The sequence below is a fragment of the Aquimarina sp. MAR_2010_214 genome (assembly GCF_002846555.1).
Taxonomy (GTDB): Bacteria; Bacteroidota; Bacteroidia; order Flavobacteriales; family Flavobacteriaceae; genus Aquimarina.
The window spans coordinates 1,278,074-1,297,763 of record NZ_PJMS01000001.1 but is presented as its reverse complement, the minus strand read 5'-3'; the positions used below and the strand labels follow the sequence as shown (position 1 = coordinate 1,297,763).

General features: G+C 33.6%; 17 protein-coding genes. 9 read left to right on the top strand and 8 right to left on the bottom strand.

From position 1 onward, the window contains the following. Positions 1-38 precede the first annotated feature (38 nt). From metG to ATE84_RS05675, 4 genes are all read left to right on the top strand, one after another. A complete protein-coding gene (gene metG / locus ATE84_RS05690) occupies positions 39-2,105 on the top strand; it encodes a methionine--tRNA ligase (protein ID WP_101446599.1) in 2,067 nt (688 codons plus the stop codon). A 5-nt stretch (positions 2,106-2,110) separates the two neighbouring features. Further along, positions 2,111-3,013 (top strand): histone deacetylase, encoded by a 903-nt coding sequence (locus ATE84_RS05685; RefSeq protein WP_101446597.1) that lies wholly within the window; start codon positions 2,111-2,113, stop codon positions 3,011-3,013. Between the two features lie 62 nt (positions 3,014-3,075). Continuing rightward, on the top strand, positions 3,076-3,423 hold the full coding sequence (locus ATE84_RS05680; protein WP_101446595.1) for a DUF2116 family Zn-ribbon domain-containing protein: 348 nt from the start codon (positions 3,076-3,078) through the stop codon (positions 3,421-3,423). 384 nt (positions 3,424-3,807) lie between these two features. Then, on the top strand, positions 3,808-4,362 hold the full coding sequence (locus tag ATE84_RS05675; protein ID WP_101446593.1) for a pyridoxamine 5'-phosphate oxidase family protein: 555 nt from the start codon (positions 3,808-3,810) through the stop codon (positions 4,360-4,362). A gap of 41 nt (positions 4,363-4,403) precedes the next feature. On the opposite strand, the gene ATE84_RS05670 is transcribed toward ATE84_RS05675, so the two are convergent. After that, a complete protein-coding gene (locus ATE84_RS05670) occupies positions 4,404-4,874 on the bottom strand; it encodes a CBS domain-containing protein (protein WP_101446591.1) in 471 nt (156 codons plus the stop codon). A gap of 212 nt (positions 4,875-5,086) precedes the next feature. On the opposite strand from ATE84_RS05670, the gene ATE84_RS05665 reads away from it, so the two are divergent. Beyond that, complete coding sequence (locus ATE84_RS05665) at positions 5,087-7,477, top strand: M28 family peptidase (protein ID WP_101446589.1); 2,391 nt, start codon at positions 5,087-5,089, stop codon at positions 7,475-7,477. A 230-nt stretch (positions 7,478-7,707) separates the two neighbouring features. On the opposite strand, the gene ATE84_RS05660 is transcribed toward ATE84_RS05665, so the two are convergent. The 4 genes from ATE84_RS05660 to ATE84_RS05645 all read right to left on the bottom strand — a co-directional run bounded on the left by ATE84_RS05660 (position 7,708) and on the right by ATE84_RS05645 (position 12,639). After that, the gene (locus tag ATE84_RS05660; RefSeq protein ID WP_101446587.1) at positions 7,708-8,919 is read right to left on the bottom strand and encodes a phosphatidylserine decarboxylase; all 1,212 of its coding nucleotides are present in this window, start codon (positions 8,917-8,919) and stop codon (positions 7,708-7,710) included. A 278-nt stretch (positions 8,920-9,197) separates the two neighbouring features. Beyond that, complete coding sequence (locus tag ATE84_RS05655) at positions 9,198-9,944, bottom strand: succinate dehydrogenase/fumarate reductase iron-sulfur subunit (protein WP_101446585.1); 747 nt, start codon at positions 9,942-9,944, stop codon at positions 9,198-9,200. 6 nt (positions 9,945-9,950) lie between these two features. Beyond that, positions 9,951-11,966 carry a fumarate reductase/succinate dehydrogenase flavoprotein subunit gene (locus ATE84_RS05650; RefSeq protein WP_101446583.1) on the bottom strand — a complete coding sequence of 672 codons (2,016 nt, stop codon included), beginning with the start codon at positions 11,964-11,966 and terminating at the stop codon, positions 9,951-9,953. Between the two features lie 13 nt (positions 11,967-11,979). Next, positions 11,980-12,639 (bottom strand): succinate dehydrogenase cytochrome b subunit, encoded by a 660-nt coding sequence (locus tag ATE84_RS05645; protein ID WP_101446581.1) that lies wholly within the window; start codon positions 12,637-12,639, stop codon positions 11,980-11,982. 206 nt (positions 12,640-12,845) lie between these two features. On the opposite strand from ATE84_RS05645, the gene ATE84_RS05640 reads away from it, so the two are divergent. Next, positions 12,846-13,991 (top strand): methionine aminotransferase, encoded by a 1,146-nt coding sequence (locus tag ATE84_RS05640; RefSeq protein ID WP_101446579.1) that lies wholly within the window; start codon positions 12,846-12,848, stop codon positions 13,989-13,991. A gap of 2 nt (positions 13,992-13,993) precedes the next feature. On the opposite strand, the gene dinB is transcribed toward ATE84_RS05640, so the two are convergent. After that, on the bottom strand, positions 13,994-15,085 hold the full coding sequence (gene dinB / locus ATE84_RS05635; protein WP_255411987.1) for a DNA polymerase IV: 1,092 nt from the start codon (positions 15,083-15,085) through the stop codon (positions 13,994-13,996). Positions 15,086-15,192: 107 nt separating this feature from the next. Here dinB and ATE84_RS05630 point away from each other — a divergent pair, with 107 nt between their 5' ends. Together ATE84_RS05630 and ATE84_RS05625 are read left to right on the top strand one after the other, a co-directional pair. Continuing rightward, on the top strand, positions 15,193-15,660 hold the full coding sequence (locus ATE84_RS05630; RefSeq protein WP_101446575.1) for a CYTH domain-containing protein: 468 nt from the start codon (positions 15,193-15,195) through the stop codon (positions 15,658-15,660). Between the two features lie 138 nt (positions 15,661-15,798). After that, entirely contained in the window at positions 15,799-16,704 is a 906-nt protein-coding gene (locus ATE84_RS05625) for a hypothetical protein (protein ID WP_101446573.1), read from the top strand. A gap of 101 nt (positions 16,705-16,805) precedes the next feature. Here the strand turns inward: ATE84_RS05625 and ATE84_RS05620 are convergent, their stop codons facing one another. Together ATE84_RS05620 and ATE84_RS05615 are read right to left on the bottom strand one after the other, a co-directional pair. Beyond that, a complete protein-coding gene (locus tag ATE84_RS05620; RefSeq protein ID WP_233195748.1) occupies positions 16,806-17,207 on the bottom strand; it encodes a response regulator in 402 nt (133 codons plus the stop codon). Then, positions 17,204-18,649 carry a PAS domain S-box protein gene (locus ATE84_RS05615; RefSeq protein ID WP_101446571.1) on the bottom strand — a complete coding sequence of 482 codons (1,446 nt, stop codon included), beginning with the start codon at positions 18,647-18,649 and terminating at the stop codon, positions 17,204-17,206. The genes ATE84_RS05620 and ATE84_RS05615 overlap by 4 nt, the downstream gene beginning before the upstream one ends. Positions 18,650-19,173: 524 nt before the next feature. Between ATE84_RS05615 and ATE84_RS05610 the strand changes: the two genes are divergently transcribed. Further along, entirely contained in the window at positions 19,174-19,677 is a 504-nt protein-coding gene (locus ATE84_RS05610; protein WP_101446569.1) for a YciI family protein, read from the top strand. Positions 19,678-19,690: the final 13 nt, after the last annotated feature.

Genomic DNA, 19,690 nt, shown 5'->3' with positions numbered 1-19,690 from the left:
TAGTGTTTTTTTACCTTTGCGCCTTATTTTTTAGCATTATGAGCACGACAGGACGATATACAATTACAGCAGCTTTACCATATACCAATGGCCCTATTCATATAGGCCATCTGGCAGGGGTTTACATCCCAGCAGATATTTACTCACGTTACCTTAGAATGACTGGCAATGATGTTGCTTTTATTTGTGGTAGTGATGAGCATGGTGCTGCTATTCCTATGCGTGCTAGAAAAGAAGGAGTTTCTCCACAAGTAATTATTGATAAGTATCATACTATCATTAAAAAATCCTTTGAAGATTTTGGGATCTTATTTGATAACTACTCAAGAACCTCTGCTCCTATTCATCATGAAACCGCTTCAGAATTTTTTAAGAAATTATACGATGACGGTAAGTTTATAGAAGAAACATCAGAACAACTATATGATCCAGAAGCCGAGCAATTCCTGGCAGATCGATTTGTAGTAGGTACTTGCCCTAAGTGTGGCCATGAAGAAGCGTATGGTGATCAATGCGAAAATTGTGGTAGTTCTCTTAATGCAACAGATCTTATCAATCCAAAATCTACGATTTCTGGAGCAGAACCTATTCTGAAACAAACAAAACACTGGTTTTTACCACTAGATCAATATGAGAGTTTCCTAAGGGAATGGGTTTTAGACGGGCATAAAAAAGATTGGAAAACCAATGTATATGGCCAAATCAAATCCTGGGTAGATGATGGATTACGTCCTCGTGCAGTAACACGTGATTTGGATTGGGGAATTCCTGTTCCGGTAGCTGGTGCAGAAGGAAAAGTATTATATGTATGGTTTGATGCTCCTATAGGATATATCTCTTCTACCAAAGAATGGGCAGCACGAGAAGGAAAAGACTGGGAACCCTACTGGAAAGATAAGAACACCAAATTAGTTCATTTTATAGGAAAAGACAATATAGTTTTTCACTGTATTATTTTCCCTAGTATGCTTAAAGCAGAAGGAAGTTACATACTACCCGAAAATGTACCTGCAAACGAATTCTTAAATCTCGAAGGTAATAAACTGTCAACTTCAAAGAACTGGGCGGTATGGCTACATGAATATCTAGAAGAATTTCCTGATCAACAGGACGTATTGCGATATGCATTAACTGCCAATGCTCCCGAAACCAAAGACAATGACTTTACCTGGAAAGATTTTCAGGCGCGAAATAACAATGAATTGGTTGCCATATTCGGAAACTTTATCAATCGAGTAGTCGTACTAACCAATAAATATTACGATGGTGTGGTACCTTTACCAGGTGCTTTTTCTGAAGTTGATGAGCAAACTTTAACAGAGCTTAAAGCCTATCCTGCAGTTATCTCTAGTTCTATAGAACGATATCGATTTAGAGAAGCCAGCCAGGAATTACTAAATGTTGCTCGATTAGGGAATAAATATTTGGCGGACGAAGAACCTTGGAAATTGATTAAAACAGATGAAGAGCGTACTAAAACTATAATGTATGTTGCATTACAAATTGCATCTGCATTAGCTACATTATCAGAGCCATTTTTACCATTTACTTCGGAGAAATTAAAATCAATTCTTGACTTTTCGAAACTCGATCAGCAATCCACATGGAATGAAATTGCGACAAAAGAAGTACTCCTTCCGGCAGGACATCAAATCGAAAAAGGAGAATTGTTATTCTCTAAAATCGAAGATGTTGAAATTCAAAAACAATTAGAAAAATTGGAAGCAACTAAAAAGGCTAACGAAGCTGAAAACAAAGTGGTAGAGCCACAAAAAGATACAGCAACTTTTGATGATTTTACCAAACTAGATATCCGTGTAGGAACTATCATCGAAGCTGAGAAAATGCCTAAAGCCAAAAAGCTTTTAGTCCTTAAAGTAGATACAGGAATTAATACCAGAACAATCGTTTCGGGTATAGCAGAACACTTTTCTCCAGAAGAAATCGTAGGCAAAAAGGTAACGGTATTGGTTAATCTTGCTCCAAGAGCATTACGAGGTGTAGAAAGTGAAGGAATGATCTTAATGACAGAGACCCCAGAAGGGAAACTAGTATTTTTAAATCCTGATGAGGATGGTGTAAATCCCGGGGCAATTGTTAGTTAAGTTATATGCTCAAAATAGCATATCACCCAATTTATACGCATCCTTTGCCAGAAAAGCATCGGTTTCCGATGATCAAATACGAGCTATTGCCAAAACAATTGCTTTATGAAGGAACCTGCAAAGAAGAAAATTTCTTTACCCCTGATATCCCGGATGCAAAATCTATTTTGGCAGTACATACTAAAACATACTACAAAAGCCTTAATACACTATCCCTAGGTCCTAAATCGGTAAGAAAAATCGGCTTTCCTTTATCAAAAGAACTCATTGATCGCGAAATGATTATCGCCGATGGCACCATTAAGGCTTCAGAATATGCCATACAATATGGTATCGCTATGAATATAGCTGGTGGTACTCATCATGCATATACAGATCGTGGTGAAGCATTTTGCCTATTAAATGACCAAGCTATTGCAGCACGATATCTTTTACAACATAATTTGGCAAAAAAAGTTTTAATCGTAGATCTTGATGTACACCAAGGTAACGGAACCGCAGAAATATTCAAAAATGATGATACTGTATTCACCTTCTCGATGCATGGAGCAAACAATTATCCTTTTAAAAAAGAAAAATCAGATCTGGATATCGAACTTCCTAATCAAACCGAAGATCAGGAATACTTAAGAATCCTAAAAGAAACTCTTCCTCAACTTATTAATGATCAGAAACCTGATTTTATATACTACCTGAGTGGTGTAGACATCTTATCTACCGATAAATTAGGTAAATTAGGGTGTACTCTTTCTGGTTGTACAGAACGTGATCGATTTGTACTTCAAACCTGTAAAGATCTTGATATCTCAATAATGTGCTCTATGGGAGGTGGTTATTCTCCAGATATCAAAACCATTATAGAAGCACACGCCAACACCTACAGATTAGCACAAGATATTTTCTTTTGATATTTGATGCTAATCATTTGTAAACGGATATTTATTGTATCTTCATATCAAATTATATCCTGATGCAAAAAGAATGTCCCGTATGTGGTGACAAAATCATTGGTCGAGCAGATAAAAAATTCTGTAGTGATTATTGTCGTAATGCATATAACAATCAGCTTAACAAGGATAGTAAAAACCTGATGCGCAACATTAACAACCTGTTACGTAAAAACTATCGCATTCTTCAAGAATTAAACCCAAAAGACAAGACTAAAACCACTAAGACGAAACTAATGGCTAAGGGTTTTGATTTTCAGCATTTCACTAGTATCTATGTTACCAAAACCGGAAACACCTATTATTTCGTATACGACCAGGGATATCTACCACTAGAAAATGATTTTTACGCAGTTGTAAAAAGAAATTAGTAGTTCATTTCGTACTTCTTAAAATATAAAACACTTATACCTACAACTAAAAAACCCCCAGGTTAACTACGCCTAGGGGGTATGAATTGAAACTTAATTATACTTAACACAAACTCAACTTAATACTAATTATAATAGTTACAATTTCACTGTTTGTTAAACCAAAAATTTATATAGTCTAACATTTTTTACAACAATCAATATTTAAAATCAACTTTTGACTTTCAATTATAATAACTGTTACTATGACAACAGCATACATTATAAATACCCTATTTTAAAATTGTTAATTTTTTTTATGTTTTAAAAAGTGTAATTTAGGACACCTACTAATGTTTGGATATTAAGTATTCTCAGGAATTGTACACAAATTACAATCTAAAAATGGCAAAAATAGTAACCGAGATAAGTACAGAATTAAAAGAGTTCATAACGAAACAAAAAGTTTTCTTTGTAGGAACGGCAGCCAATGAAGGACGAGTTAATATTTCTCCTAAAGGAATGGATACATTTCGGGTTATTGGACCAAACAAAATTGTTTGGCTCAATTTAACAGGAAGTGGAAATGAAACTGCCGCTCATGTCATAAAAAATAATAGAATGACTATTCTATTCTGTGCCTTTGAAGGAAAACCTTTAATCTTGAGACTTTACGGAACTGCCAATATATTTCATAAACAAGATAAAACATATCATAACTATATTCACCTATTTCCTGAGATCATTGGTTCAAGGCAAATTATTGAGATGCATGTAGATATGATACAAACCTCTTGCGGATATGCTGTTCCATTTATGGATTTTAAAGAAGAAAGAACACAATTAAAATCCTGGTCTGAAAAACAAGGAGAAGAACGATTAGAAAATTATCAAAAAGAGAAGAATGCATTTAGTATTGATGGTTTCGAAACAAGAATAACGGGTTCTGATAAAAAATAACAATTACTAAACCCGTTATTCTTAGCTTCTAATAAGTTTGATTAATGATTTCTCCAATTTTGACTATTCATTTTCAATGCTGCTTTCATTACATCTTTCTGACTAATTTGTCCAATTAGTTTACCATCTTCCAAAATAGGAAAACGTCTTCTTTTGGTCTGTAAAAATTTATTCGCTGCATCAAAAATATTGAGATTACCATCTATAGTTTCTACATCTTTAACCATAAATTTTTCTACTCTCGTATCTTCAATTGGCATATTATAATAACGGCTTTCATTCAATTGTTTAATACAATCGCCTTCAGAAATAATGCCTAATAATTGATTATTATCATCAACCACAGGTCCTCCTGATATTTTATGCTTTACTAATGTCTCGATAACCTCCATAACCGGTTGACCAGGACTAAATGTAATCAAATCTCTTGTCATATAATCAGAGACCTTTATAAGTGTCTCATCCTGCTTCTTCGTCTTAGAGCGAGCTCCTTGAAAACTGATTATCCCCATAATATCTAGTGATTTAGTGAATCTTAAATATAGTGATTTACAACAACTTATTCAAGTTAGATTCCAATTTTAATGTAATTAAAACCTAATTTTTATACCTTTATCAGTGTCTTTTTTAACTATTTAATGAAATCACCAATGATCACTTTGAAAGGTATATTTTTAATAATTGTAGCTTATTTCTTACCTTTAACCTAAATCAATACTCACACATGCGAAAGTTTCCCTCATTACTTACGTTACTCCTCATTTCTATCTCATTAGTTTACACATTTTACAGCAGTAAGCCACAAAAAATAACAGATCTCAAGACCTCTAAACAGGAATTTTCTACACTTCGTGCTTTAGAGCATGTAAAAAACATCTCTAAAGAATGTCACTATCTGGGTAGCTCTGCACATGAGGAGACTAAAACATACATTCTTAATGAATTAAAAAAACTAGGATTACGTCCCGAAATTCAAGAAGGTATTTCTATCTCTGACGGAGGAGCAATAAGTAAGCCTAAAAATATTATTGCAAAGATTAAGGGTAGTAATTCTACAAAGTCTCTGGTACTCATGTCTCATTATGATAGTTCTCCACATTCATCATATGGAGCTAGTGATGCCGGTAGTGGTGTCGCAACTATTCTTGAAGGAATCAGAGCATATTTGGCTACCAATAAAGTTCCAAAAAATGATATTATCATTTGTATAACTGATGGAGAAGAACTTGGGCTTAATGGAGCAGATCTTTTTGTAAAAAAGCATCCTTGGGCCAAAGATATTGGGCTTGTTCTTAATTTTGAGGCCAGAGGAAGTGGTGGTAATTCTTATATGCTTATAGAAACTAACGGTAAGAATGGAAAAATGATTAGTGAATTCTCTAAAGCTGGTGCAAAATATCCGGTTACTAATTCTCTAGCCTATAGTATTTATAAAATGCTACCCAATGATACCGATCTTACTGTTTTTAGAAAACAAGCAGATGTCGAAGGGTTTAACTTTGCTTTTATAGATGATCATTTTGATTATCACACAGCCAATGATACATGGCAAAATCTAGACTTAAACACATTACAGCATCAAGGAAGTTACCTCATGCCTCTACTCTCCTACTTTTCTGAGGTCGACTTAAACATACTTAAATCTGATCAGGATTATATTTATTTTAATGCTCCAATTTTTAGTCTTGTTACATATCCTTTTAGTTGGATATATGTATTATTGATTATTGCAATTATCTTATTTATAGGGCTAATTTTCTATGGAAAATTTGCATATCGTATAGATTTTAAAGAAGCTTTAGTAGGGTTAGTTATTTTTCTTTTATGTCTAATTCTTGCAGGGAGCTTAACATTTGGAGGATGGCAACTAATTAAGATTATCTATCCTCATTACAATGAAATTCAACATGGATTTACCTATAATGGGTATCAATATATTACTGTTTTTGTATTATTATCAATAGCTATTTGTTTTAAGGTATATGCTAGGTTTAGCAAAAGTAAAAATCAAGCTAACTTGCTTATAGCGCCATTATTTATTTGGCTGGTTATTTGCTCACTAGCAGCTTTATATCTTAAAGGAGCTAGTTATTTTATAATCATTGTGCTATTTGGATTAATATCATTAGTTGTTCTTATTCGACAAAAAAGGCCTAATCCAATATTAATGGTTGTTTTAGCATTACCAGCTATCTTTATTGTATCTCCTTTTATTGTATCTTTTCCTGTGGCTTTAGGCTTAAAGATTCTTTTTGTCTCTGCCATCTTATCAGTACTATTATTTGGTGCACTGATTCCGGTATTTGGATTCTACAAAAGAAAAAAAATATTTGGGAATTTATGTCTTCTTCTAAGTTTAGTCTTTTTTATAGCTGCTCATATAAAATCAGATTTTACCGAAAAACGGCAAAAACCTAATAGTCTTGCTTATATTTTAGATATCGATCAAGACAAGGCCGTTTGGGTTTCTTATGATAACATTCTTGATTCCTGGACAAAAAATTATATCAACACAGAAGAAAACATTGCCGAAACTTATAATGCGAACACGTTGCAAAGCAAGTATCGAAGACCTTTTACTTATGCCAATCAAGCGCCTATCAAAAAGATAACCCAATCAAAATTAGATATCGGTAAAGATACTATAATCGGAAATCTGAGACATCTGGAGCTGTGCATTGCTCCTCAACGAGACATCCAAAGAGTTGATTTATATACCGAAACCTTGTTTAACTTTGATGCTTTACGAGTTAATGGCGAAACAGCAATAGATTTTGATTACTCCGATGGTAAAACCTACAATGCGTTTACAAAAAGATGGAGTCAAAATCTGCTTACTTATTATGTAAGTAAAAATCAACCACTAGAATTACAAATGCAGTTTCATAAGGACTCATTACCAAAATTTGTTGTATATGAATCCTCATATGATTTACTTACTAATGAACATTTCTCGATCCCGTCGAGAAATAAAAATATGATGCCTAAACCATTTGTGATAAATGATGCTGTAATCATTAAAAAGAGATTTGCAATAGAACAATATCAAGAGAAGAAAATTGATACTACTACAGTCAATCAAACTTCTGTCGAAAACACAACTATTAATAAATAGATAATTATATCTATTATACTTTAAATTTACCGTAAAATAAAGTTCAAAGTATACCCTATATTAATAATCATAGTATGTTTCAAAATGTAGAATTTGTATACCGTTTTTCAATATAAAAAACAATAAACTAAGAGAACCGAAGCATGAAAATGCTTCGGCTTCTAATTTAATAGAATCAACATAGGTATTGATTACTTTTTCATAAATTGAAAATCATAAAGATTAATTCTTTAATCTAAAATCCTTCCTTTAGCCATCTCTCTTCCATAATGTCTATAATCTAAACTAGTATTTATTTCAGGATTTACACCTTCTTGAAACAAAACAATAATATCAGACCCTCCAAACAGAAAATACCCAAACTCATCTCCTTTAAGACATTGTCTATTTGGTGTAGCAATCATATTTACTGAAGATACCTGACACATACCAATAGGGATAACCGCAACGATTCCGACATTACCATAATCAGAGTTTGTTGTATCAATAGTAACAACCCCTCTTGCTTGTGTAAACTCATATCCTCCCCGAGATTGATCTGGAGCATTAAACTGATTCTGATTAATATGTACATCTAGATATACCAATCCTTGCACTGGATAACACTCTCTTATAAAACCAGCTACTGGTGTATGAAAACGATGATATGAATATGGTCCTAGAAAATAATGTACAAAAGTACCGTTAGCAAAAGCATCTTTATACTGACTACCTTCTAATAGTTTTTGAATACTTGCATATTCATGTGTCTTTTTCATCTTTATTTTCGGAATATTAGAATCGGCATCAATAGCATAAGTTTGTTTATATGTACAATCGGCAGGACATGCTATCACTGTATTATCTTCTGGGTTTTCAATTGGACGTAAACCAGGATTCAATTCTCTTGCAAAAAATTGATTAAACGTTAACCATCCACTTGGATTATTAGGCTTCCCTTTAACCATAGAGTCTTCTACTCTATATTTTGGAGAATATTTTATAAATGATTCCAAAATTTCGTCATCAAAAGAATCTGTAGTATTTAAAAAGCTTCCCCAATCCTTTGCATAATCGACTAGCCATTGACTAAACCATGGGATATTTTCTACAATAGTAGTCTCTCCTTTTCCAACTTTTTGGTCAATCAACCAATAAAAGTGACATAAACGATCATATACTTCTTGGCTTTGCCCATCTTCTGGATTTTTCCAAGCTTCTTCTCCACTCTGACGTGGTGCCCACCTACTAAAAAATCTTAGATAAGCAACATAATCCTCTACATTTGTTGGCCACTCTAATGCATTATACAAATTCTCATTTAAGTTCTTTTCGGCTTTGCTTTTTGCCTTTTCTAAAGACTCGATCAAAAGGCTTAAGAAATCATTGTCAATTTTACATTTTTCGTTCAAAAATTCAATACGAACTTTTGAGGATTCTAAAGAAACTGTTAGATTATCCATACTTTAGGTTTTAAAAGATTAATAAACAATTTGTGATTTTTTCTTAGGGGGTAGTAGTGATTTTATCACCTACACTAATATACTGGTTATCAACAAATAAAACCATAGTTGATCGAAAAAAAAACAAAAGTTAACATTAAAATAATTTAACCTTTTACATCCTATTGTTATTACGTAAATCTATAGATTTCGCTCTTATCCTATTCATGAGATTAGAAAACAAAAAACCGAAGTATTTTCATACTTCGGTTTCTATTTTATAACTTAAAAGAAAGTGATTATCCTTTCATACTTGCTTTCAAATATTCACGATTCATTCGAGCAATATTTTCTAAAGAAATCCCTTTAGGACATTCAATCTCACAAGCACCAGTATTGGTACAGTTACCAAATCCTTCTTCGTCCATTTGGTTTACCATTGCCAACACACGTTCTGTAGCTTCTACCTGACCTTGTGGTAGCAATGCAAATTGCGAAACTTTAGCCGAAGTAAATAACATTGCTGAAGCATTTTTACAAGCAGCTACACAGGCTCCACAACCAATACAAGTTGCTGCATCCATAGCTTCGTCTGCATCTTCTTTACGAATAGGGATAGCATTTGCGTCTTGTGTATTTCCTGAGGTATTGACAGAAATATATCCTCCTGCATGCTGTATGCGTTCAAAAGAAGAGCGATCTACCATTAAATCCTTTACTACAGGAAATGCCTTTGCTCTAAACGGTTCTATATAAATAGTATCTCCATCATTAAACTTACGCATATGCAATTGGCAGGTAGTTATCAAACGATCTGGGCCATGAGGTTCGCCATTGATCTGTAATGAACAGGCTCCACAGATTCCTTCTCTACAATCGTGATCAAAAACTACAGGTTCTTCTCCTTTATTGATCAAGTCTTCATTTAACACGTCTAACATTTCTAAAAAAGACATGTCTCCTTCTATTCCAGAAATACTATAGTCTACTAACTTTCCTTTGGAATTAGCATCACTTTGACGCCATATTTTTAATGTAAGATTCATAGCTTTTTATTTATAAGAACGTGTTTTTAATTCAATGTTTTCGAAGACGAGATCTTCTTTATGCAATTCGGCATCTTTAGGCTCTCCTTTGTATTCCCACGCTGCTACATACTTAAAGTTTTTATCATCTCTAAGTGCTTCTCCTTTTTGTTCTCCAGATTGTTCTACAGATTCTTCTCTAAAATGTCCTCCACAAGATTCATTACGATTTAATGCATCTTTGGCAAATAATTCTCCTAATTCTAAGAAATCAGCAACTCTTCCTGCCTTTTCTAGTTCTGGATTCATACTATTAACCGTTCCCGGAACTTTTACATTTTTCCAGAAGTCCTCACGTAGTACGGAGATTTCTTCGATAGCTTCTTTTAATTCTTTCTCATTACGAGACATCCCACATTTGTTCCACATGATTTTACCTAGTTTCTTATGGTAATAATCTACAGAATGCTCTCCTGATCCACTCATTAATTTCTCGATACGATCTTTCACCTCTTTTTCGGCTTGATCAAACTCTGGTGTATCCGTTGGGATTTTTCCTGTTCGAATATCATGAGATAAATAATCCCCTATCGTATAGGGTAATACAAAATATCCATCTGCTAATCCTTGCATCAATGCTGATGCTCCAAGGCGGTTTGCACCGTGATCAGAGAAATTGGCTTCTCCTGCAGCATAACATCCTGGTATAGTTGTTTGTAAGTTGTAATCTACCCAAAGACCTCCCATAGTATAATGTACAGCAGGATAGATCATCATCGGAGATTTATATGGGTTTTCATCTACAATCTTTTCATACATCTGAAATAGATTCCCATATTTACTTTCGATAACTTCTTCTCCCATCTTCGTAATTTCTTCCTTAGAAGGGTTATGCATACCCGAAGTCATTGCTTTTTCTTTTCCATATCGTTGGATTGCTGATGCAAAATCCAGATATACAGCTTCTCCTGTTTTATTCACTCCAAAACCAGCATCACAACGTTCTTTTGCTGCTCTGGAAGCCACATCACGTGGTACCAAATTACCAAAAGCTGGATAACGACGTTCTAGATAGTAATCTCTTTCATCTTCAGATAACTGTGTTGGTTTTAACTTACCCGTACGTATTGCTTCTACATCTTCCTTTCTTTTTGGCACCCATATACGTCCATCGTTACGCAACGATTCAGACATCAACGTTAATTTAGACTGATGATCTCCAGATACTGGAATACAAGTTGGGTGAATCTGGGTATAACATGGATTTGCAAAGAAAGCTCCTCTACGGTGTGCTCTCCATGCTGCCATGACGTTACTCCCCATTGCATTGGTACTTAAGAAGAATACATTTCCGTATCCACCACTCGCCAATACTACAGCATGAGCAGAATGACGCTCAATTTCTCCAGTAACCAAATCACGAGCAATAATTCCACGAGCTTTTCCATCAACCTTCACTAAATCTAACATCTCGTGGCGGTTAAAAGCTTGTATTTTTCCTCTGTTGATCTGACGATTCATTGCAGAATATGCTCCAAGAAGCAATTGCTGTCCTGTTTGTCCTTTGGCATAAAATGTACGAGATACTAGTACTCCACCAAAAGAACGGTTATCTAATAAACCACCATATTCACGTGCAAAAGGAACTCCTTGTGCTACACACTGATCGATAATATTTCCTGAAACTTCAGCCAATCGATATACATTAGCCTCGCGAGAACGATAATCCCCTCCTTTTACAGTATCATAAAACAATCGGTAATCAGAATCACCATCGCCCTGATAGTTCTTTGCTGCATTGATTCCTCCTTGTGCTGCAATCGAATGCGCACGACGTGGAGAATCAGAATAGCAAAATGTTTTTACATTATATCCAAGTTCGGCCAATGTAGCGGCCGCACTTCCTCCTGCTAATCCTGTACCAACAACGATAACGTCTATATTTCGTTTATTAGCTGGATTAACCAGATTAATTTTATTTTTATAATTTGTCCACTTATCTGCCAGTGGACCTTCAGGTATTTTAGAATCTAAAATTGACATACTAGTGGTGTTTTTAATGAGTAAGATGAAGCACTATAGCAATAACAATAAACCCAACAGGAATTACTATCGCAAAAGCCTTTGCAAACTTGGTTGCCGCTACCGAGTATTTATTATTAAACCCAACAGATTGAAACGAAGATGCAAATCCATGCCATAAATGCAATGCTAAAAACACAAATGAGAGCGCATATAATCCTGTACGGATCGGGCTCACAAATTTATGCAGCAATTCTGGATAATATCGTGTAGGATCCTCTGGAGCAAATTCTACATATTTATGTACTATTTCCGGAACCCAAAAATCATAGAAATGCACTCCTAAAAACGCAAGAATCACTAACCCAGAATAAATCATATTTCTAGACATCCACGAAGAGTTAGCACCTCCATTATATTTTGCATACTTAACCGCTCTAGCATTCTTGTTTTTTATTTCTAGCACAAACCCCATCACAAAATGAAACACTACTCCAAAAATTAGAACAGGCTGCAATGCAAATTGAACTAACGGATTTGTACCCATAAAATGAGATATCTCATTAAATGTATCCGCGCTAAAAATTGAAGTAAAATTGATGACAAAGTGTTGTAATAAGAAAAAAACTAAGAAAAGTCCCGAAAGTGCCATGGCAACTTTTCTAGCTATTGAAGATTTTATCAATCCACCCATTATTTAAAATGTTTAATTAGTTGTGAAGCAAAAATAGGGTTCAATGCTTTTTTAGCCAAGCTTTACCTTGGGTTTATTTCGCTATTTATAATGAATATAAAAAAGAAATAAATTTTGCTTATCATTTCTTTCTAAATCATTCAAAATATAGCACTAACTTTAATCAAAAAAAGCAGTTCTTTTTACAATTATATTAATTTTATGGTATGAGACACATCGACTCTAAATTACCTCAGGTTGGCACTACTATTTTTACAATAATGAGCAAAATGGCTCATCAATATGAAGCATTAAACCTCTCTCAGGGCTTTCCTAATTTTGAGGCAAGTCCAAAACTAATTGATTTGGTAACTCAGGCTATGCAAAACGGATATAACCAATATGCACCAATGCCCGGATTGCTATCATTAAGAGAAGTTATTACTAAAAAAACCAACTCATTATACAACAGTAATTATCATCCTGAAACCGATATCACCATAACTTCTGGTGCTACACAGGCTATTTTTACTATTATTTCGGCTTTTATACATCCTGAAGATGAAGTGATTATATTTAAACCTGCCTATGATTCGTATGAACCATCTATCGAATTATTTGGAGGAAAGATCGTTCCCATACAGTTGTCTGCGCCCCATTTTAGCGTAGACTGGCAAGAAGTAGCTACTAAAATCACTTCTAAAACCAAAATGATCATTATCAATACGCCTCATAACCCCAGCGGAAGTGTTTTGTCTAAAGAAGATATGCTTCAGTTAGAAAAATTACTAAAGAACACGGATATCATTTTATTGAGTGATGAGGTATATGAACATATTATTTTTGATGGCCAGACACATCAAAGTGCTGCATTGTTTCCTGGATTAGCAGAACGTGCTTTTATTACTGCTTCTTTCGGAAAGACATTTCATACTACCGGATGGAAAATGGGGTATTGCCTGGCTCCAAAAGAATTAATGACAGAATTTAGAAAGGTACATCAGTTCAATGTTTTTTCTAGTAGCCACCCTATGCAATATGCTTTGGCTGAATATCTAAAAATTCCTGAACATTATCTTTCCCTTCCTGATTTCTATCAAAAAAAACGAGATTTTTTCCTGTCTATGATTACTGATTCTCGTTTTAAGTTTACTCCGGCATCCGGGACATATTTTCAGGTATTGGATTATTCTGCTATTACTGATGAAAGTGATGTAGCTTTCGCTGAAAGGTTAACTAAAGAATATAAGATTGCATCTATCCCAGTATCCGTTTTTAACTTGAATCAGCAAGATGATAACGTACTACGTTTCTGCTTTGCTAAAACAGAGGATACATTAGAGAGAGCCGCAGAGATTTTGTCTGAGATTTGAAACTAAAAATCAAATCGTAACTGAATAATTTCTATCTCTTCTTTTTCTTTTTTCTTCTCTTTACCCGTATTAAGATTAGACAGAGAAATCCCTAATAATCGTACAGAGTTCTTCATCTTGTCTTGATACAATAACTCTTTTGCGGTTTCTAATAAGATATCGGTATCGTTTACAAAATAAGGTAATGTTTTACTTCGGGTTTGTAACGTAAAATCACTATATCTAATTTTCAAGGTCACTGTTCTACCAGCAACTTTACTTCGCTTAAGACGTTTTTGAAGTTCTTCTGCGATACTTTCTAAACGCTCAAGCATATAAATTTCTGAAGCTATATTTTCGCTAAAGGTACGTTCTGCAGCTAAAGATTTACGTTCTCTGTTTGGTTTCACTTCACTTAAATGAATTCCTCTTACAATACGATAGTAATGCCCTCCTGATTTGCCAAAATGCTGAGTAAGAAATTCTTCTGATTTTAATTTTAAATCTTTTCCGGTATAAATCCCCATCTGGTACATTTTGGCTTGGGTAACTTTACCCACTCCATAGAATTTTTTAACATCCAAATCTTCCAAAAATTCGATTACTTCTTCGGGGTTCACCGTTTTTTGCCCATTAGGCTTATTATAGTCACTTGCAACTTTGGCAATAAATTTATTGATCGATATTCCCGCAGAAGCTGTCAATCCAACCTCATCAAAAATCTGTTTTCGGATTTCCTGGGCAATCAGTGTTGCGCTGGGGTTTCCTTTTTTATTCTCGGTAACGTCGAGATACGCTTCATCCAGGGATAAAGGTTCTACAAGATCTGTATACTCAAAGAATATTTTTCTGATTTGAGAAGAAATTTCTTGATACCGATCAAATCGAGGTCGAACAAAGATAAGATCAGGACAAAGTTTTCTTGCTTTAAAACCAGGCATAGCAGATCGTACACCAAATACACGGGCCTCATAACTAGCCGCACTCACCACACCTCGTTTTCCTCCTCCTCCAACGGCCAATGGCTTTCCTCTAAGTTCGGGATTATCCATTTGCTCTACCGAAGCATAGAATGCATCCATATCTACATGTATGATTTTTCTATTTGTGTCCAACTCTTCCACTTTACAAAAATAATAGATATTGATGATTCAAATTATAATATCTTTATCTCTAATTATAAAACACTCCCATATCGTTGGAAATAACCGAATAACTAGCCATGATCGAAATAGAACGTAAATTTCTCGTTACATCAGAGGATTTTAAAAATGAAGCGCAAAAAAGTACGCGTATCATACAAGGGTTTTTAAATACTGACCCAGAACGAACGGTTCGTATACGAATCAAAGGGGAATACGCTTTTATTACTGTAAAAGGAATTGGTAACTCTTCGGGAACTTCTCGATTTGAATGGGAAAAAGAAATTGATGTATCAGAAGCAGAGCAACTAATGCCTTTATGTGAAAAAGGAATCATCGAAAAAATACGATATGAAATCTCTCTAGGAAACCATATCTATGAAGTTGATGAATTCTTTGGAGAAAACAAAGGTCTCATTATAGCAGAAATTGAATTAGAAAACGAAAATGAAACATTCCTAAAACCCAATTGGTTAGGAGAAGAAGTTACCGGAGATCGAAAATATTATAATTCTCAATTAAGTAAAAAACCATATTATTTATGGTAAAAAAGTAAGATCAATAGGTCTTTAACTTCAATTAACATTGCTTTAATAAATCTTAACAAAAGAGTAACATATAGTATTGGTAAGGTGAACTGAATAAGCACGGCTAAGCGTACTTATTTATTAACCAAAATTACAGTTATGTTGCACAAATCCAAAAGATCCCTAGTAGGGATCATATTATGTTTTTCTCCATTTTTAAATGCCATAGGACAAGTTCCAGTAAATGGATTTTATCCTAAAAAGAATTCTTTTACGTTGGCTTCCAGTTATGGATACAAAAGTTATGATCAATTCTATCGAGGATCTGCATTATCTGAAGGAAATCCTGCTGGTTTAGGAAAAATTTCTTCATTTATTATCTCTTTTTATAGTCAATATGCTATTACAAACTGGTTATCTACCACTCTTACCTTACCATACATTAGTGTCGAAAGTGAAGATGAAGCACTTGATCCCGTTCAAAACGTAGCACAGATAGATGGCATTCAGGATTTAGGGATTTTTCTAAAAGCTAAAGTTCTGGAGAAAAAATTCGACAACTCTTCTCAGATAACGCTAGGAGGCGCTTCTGGAGTAACATTTCCTGTAGGAAATTATGAAGGAGGAGGTGTACTTTCTCTAGGTAATGAAGCTACCACTATTAATGGTTCAGTTATATTTCAGTATAGTACCCCGTTTAAAATATTTAGCGAACTACAGTTTGGGTATAGTATACGTAACAGCAATGATTTTGATATCCCTAATGCCATGTTGTATAGTGCTAAAATAGGATACTATAATGAGTTTCTTTATGTACATGCCAAACTCAACATACAAAACTCTATGTCGGGATATGATATTGGTACTCCAGAATTTGGTAACGCGGGAGGGCCTGCTATTTTACCTGAAACTGAAGTAGATTATACCAATCTTTCTTTTGATTTTTATGTTCCCGTTTACAAAAATGCTCTAGGTGTTTCTGCCGGTTATGGCGCTACTCTAGATGGTAGAAATTATAATAAAGAATCCGTTTTTTCATTTGGATTAGTATATACCTCTAGATAGTATATTTGATAAAGAATAACTCCCATCAAATACAATATATATTTGGTGGGGTTATCTAAAATAGATATGAGTTTGATGACAATAAAAACTTAATGTATAAGTCAGACACTTTCAAATAATGATTCTAATTGATCCTCATTAATGGGTTTGATTAGATACCCAGAAACTAATTCAAATTTTTTAGCTCTTTCTTTATCTGTAGGGTTTTCTGATGACGATAAGATGTAAATAATAATATCTTTTTTAATTTCTGGAGTGATTGTAACAAATTCTTCCAAAAATTCCCAGCCATCCATAACAGGCATATTTAAGTCTAGTAAAATTAAATCTGGTAACTTCTCTATTTTTCCAATTGTTGATCTGATGAAATTAATACCCTCTTCTCCGTTAGAGAATACAAGTAGTTTTTGACTAGGGCTAAGTTTATGTACGATTTTTTTTATAATAAACTGATGAATATTATCGTCATCTATAAGACATAAAATATGGTTCTCCTTAATCATAATACAATATTTATAGTAAATGTAGTTCCTTTATCAAGCTCGCTGTCAATAGCTATGGTCCCTTTTAAAGCTTCAATTTGAGATTTGATTATGAAAAGCCCTAGTCCTTTGGCATCAGCATTTTTATGAAACGTTTTTCTAAACCCAAACACTTTATTTCCATATTTATCTAAGTCAATTCCTAATCCATTATCTTTAAATATTAGTTGAATTCTATTATTTACTTTTTCTGAAGAAATATGAATAACTGGCTTTCTTTTAGAAGAGGAATATTTTAGAGAGTTTGAAATAAGGTTAAGAAATATACTTCTCAGGTAAGCAATCGAGTAGGAAATTTCTTCAATTTTAAAATCAGTAATGATTTTTGCCTGGGTCTCCATGATTTTTGCACTTAATTGCCTTTTTACTTCTATACATGTTTCTTGAAGAGAAATATTTTGAATAGTCATATCTGTAGATTCATTAATCTGCACCACGTTTATCAAATCTTTCATTGTTTTATTAAGTACCTCTGCAGAATTTTTGATCATATCCGTATAATTCATTTGCTCTTCGGTAAGCGTACTTTCTTCCAAAAATTTAGTAAGCATAAAGATATTAGCCACTGGTGATCTTAAGTTATGAGAGGTTATATATGCGTAGTCTTCTAATTGCTTATTTTTTGCTATCAATTCTTGTAACGTTGCTTCTATTTTTTGTTCTTGTCTAATTGCTTTTGTAATATTTCTGGCAATTCCAAATACTTCTCCGGTATGATCTAATGCAGTGGCGTTCCAATCTAACCAAACAATTTCTCCTGCTTTAGTAAGGTATCTATTCCTAAAGTTAAATATAGTAGTACCATCAAATTGTTTTGCTGCTTCTGCAACAGTATTTTGTTGATCATCTGGATGCACAAATGCTAAGTAAGGTTTATCCATTAATTCTGTTTCGGTATACCCCATAGTTTTACTCCATTGCGGGTTTAATTTGGTAAAATACCCTTCAGGATTTGAAATAGTTATTAAATCCTGACTTAAATTAAATAAATCTTCTAATTGCCTATTTTTAAGTTTTAAAGCAATCAAATCCGCTTCTATTGAAGATTTTTCTGCTTTTTTTTGAGTTATATCTTTTGCAATTAGTAAAAAGCCTTCTTCATATCCTATTTTGGTAATAATAGATTCTAACCATATTACATCCCCCATTTTACTGACAAGTCTAACCACGAATGGTTTAGAGTCAGGAGTTTGCAATCGGTTATTGATTTCTTGTTTGGCTTTGCTCCTATCTTCGTAGTGTACCAAAGTCAAATAAGGAATATTTAACAATTCTTTTTTACTATATCCCAATAAAACGGACCACTGAGGGTTTGACTCAACAAAATACCCATTATCATTTACTATTGTGATAAGATCATTATTGAGTACATTTTTTTTTATATATACAGAACTTGTTTTCATCGTATTATCATTACAGTATTATATGAAATTTTGACATTGGAGTTTACTAATGAGGTAGCTTAATAAAACTATCATTGTAGTTATTTCTTTTTTAATATTTAGATATTAAAAAAACCAGTCTCAGGGTAAGGTAAAACATTAGAGGGTAATCGGGATATAATGTTTGTATTAAAGTTACTATAATAACACAACATAAACAACTGTAAATCAAAAATAAAATTTACATCTTCTAAAAGACATAAACAGAAAACTGTATTATTTAAATATATCACCAAATATTCCCGATCTATTATAAACCTAAAGTTTTCTACGTATTATATTACCAATGACACCTATATTTATGCAGATAAGAATATAATTTTAGCTAGCTTAAGAAATATCATTTCATACTAAAAAGGAGGAGAAAATAGTATCTACATTGGCTTAAACAACCATCTAACTCTATTTTGATGGCTAAATAATCCTATCATCTTCAAGTAAAATTCGTTATTTTAATCCCACAAATCACTAAAAGCTTTATTAAGATGAAAAAACTACTCCTATTTTTTGCTTTACTATTTCTTTTTTCTTGTAAACAACCCAAAGAAGAAAGCATCCCACAATCGGAGAGTACAAAAGAGGTTGCTGAAGAAATAAAACCTTCAGTACAATCAATCAAGGAAAGGTTGCAAAAAAACGGGTTTAAGATTTTTGACTATATAGATGAAGAAACTGGTGACACTGTGATTATGCAGCAATATTTTATTGCTTTCTTAAAAAAAGGGCCTGATCGTTCTCAAAGTAAGAAAGAAGCAGACAGTTTGCAAAAACTACACCTTGCACATCTTGGCAAAATGTACAAAGAAGGGTATGCAGATATTTCGGGACCTTTTGGAGATGATGGCGATATTCGAGGAATCACAATTTACAATACACCAACACAAAAAATGGCAGATAGCTTAGCCAATATGGATCCTATGGTAAAATCCGGACGTTTAATTATTGAAATACATCTGTGGTGGGCAGCAAAAGGATTTCCTTTGAGATAAGTGTAAATTAAAA

Bases quoted from the DNA above. Each gene is read 5' to 3' on its own strand.
- metG (WP_101446599.1), top strand. From the start codon at position 39: ATGAGCACGACAGGACGATATACAATTACAGCAGCTTTACCATATACC.
- ATE84_RS05685 (WP_101446597.1), top strand. From the start codon at position 2,111: ATGCTCAAAATAGCATATCACCCAATTTATACGCATCCTTTGCCAGAA.
- ATE84_RS05680 (WP_101446595.1), top strand. From the start codon at position 3,076: ATGCAAAAAGAATGTCCCGTATGTGGTGACAAAATCATTGGTCGAGCA.
- ATE84_RS05675 (WP_101446593.1), top strand. From the start codon at position 3,808: ATGGCAAAAATAGTAACCGAGATAAGTACAGAATTAAAAGAGTTCATA.
- ATE84_RS05670 (WP_101446591.1), bottom strand. From the start codon at position 4,874: ATGGGGATAATCAGTTTTCAAGGAGCTCGCTCTAAGACGAAGAAGCAG.
- ATE84_RS05665 (WP_101446589.1), top strand. From the start codon at position 5,087: ATGCGAAAGTTTCCCTCATTACTTACGTTACTCCTCATTTCTATCTCA.
- ATE84_RS05660 (WP_101446587.1), bottom strand. From the start codon at position 8,919: ATGGATAATCTAACAGTTTCTTTAGAATCCTCAAAAGTTCGTATTGAA.
- ATE84_RS05655 (WP_101446585.1), bottom strand. From the start codon at position 9,944: ATGAATCTTACATTAAAAATATGGCGTCAAAGTGATGCTAATTCCAAA.
- ATE84_RS05650 (WP_101446583.1), bottom strand. From the start codon at position 11,966: ATGTCAATTTTAGATTCTAAAATACCTGAAGGTCCACTGGCAGATAAG.
- ATE84_RS05645 (WP_101446581.1), bottom strand. From the start codon at position 12,639: ATGGGTGGATTGATAAAATCTTCAATAGCTAGAAAAGTTGCCATGGCA.
- ATE84_RS05640 (WP_101446579.1), top strand. From the start codon at position 12,846: ATGAGACACATCGACTCTAAATTACCTCAGGTTGGCACTACTATTTTT.
- ATE84_RS05630 (WP_101446575.1), top strand. From the start codon at position 15,193: ATGATCGAAATAGAACGTAAATTTCTCGTTACATCAGAGGATTTTAAA.
- ATE84_RS05625 (WP_101446573.1), top strand. From the start codon at position 15,799: ATGTTGCACAAATCCAAAAGATCCCTAGTAGGGATCATATTATGTTTT.
- ATE84_RS05620 (WP_233195748.1), bottom strand. From the start codon at position 17,207: ATGATTAAGGAGAACCATATTTTATGTCTTATAGATGACGATAATATT.
- ATE84_RS05615 (WP_101446571.1), bottom strand. From the start codon at position 18,649: ATGAAAACAAGTTCTGTATATATAAAAAAAAATGTACTCAATAATGAT.
- ATE84_RS05610 (WP_101446569.1), top strand. From the start codon at position 19,174: ATGAAAAAACTACTCCTATTTTTTGCTTTACTATTTCTTTTTTCTTGT.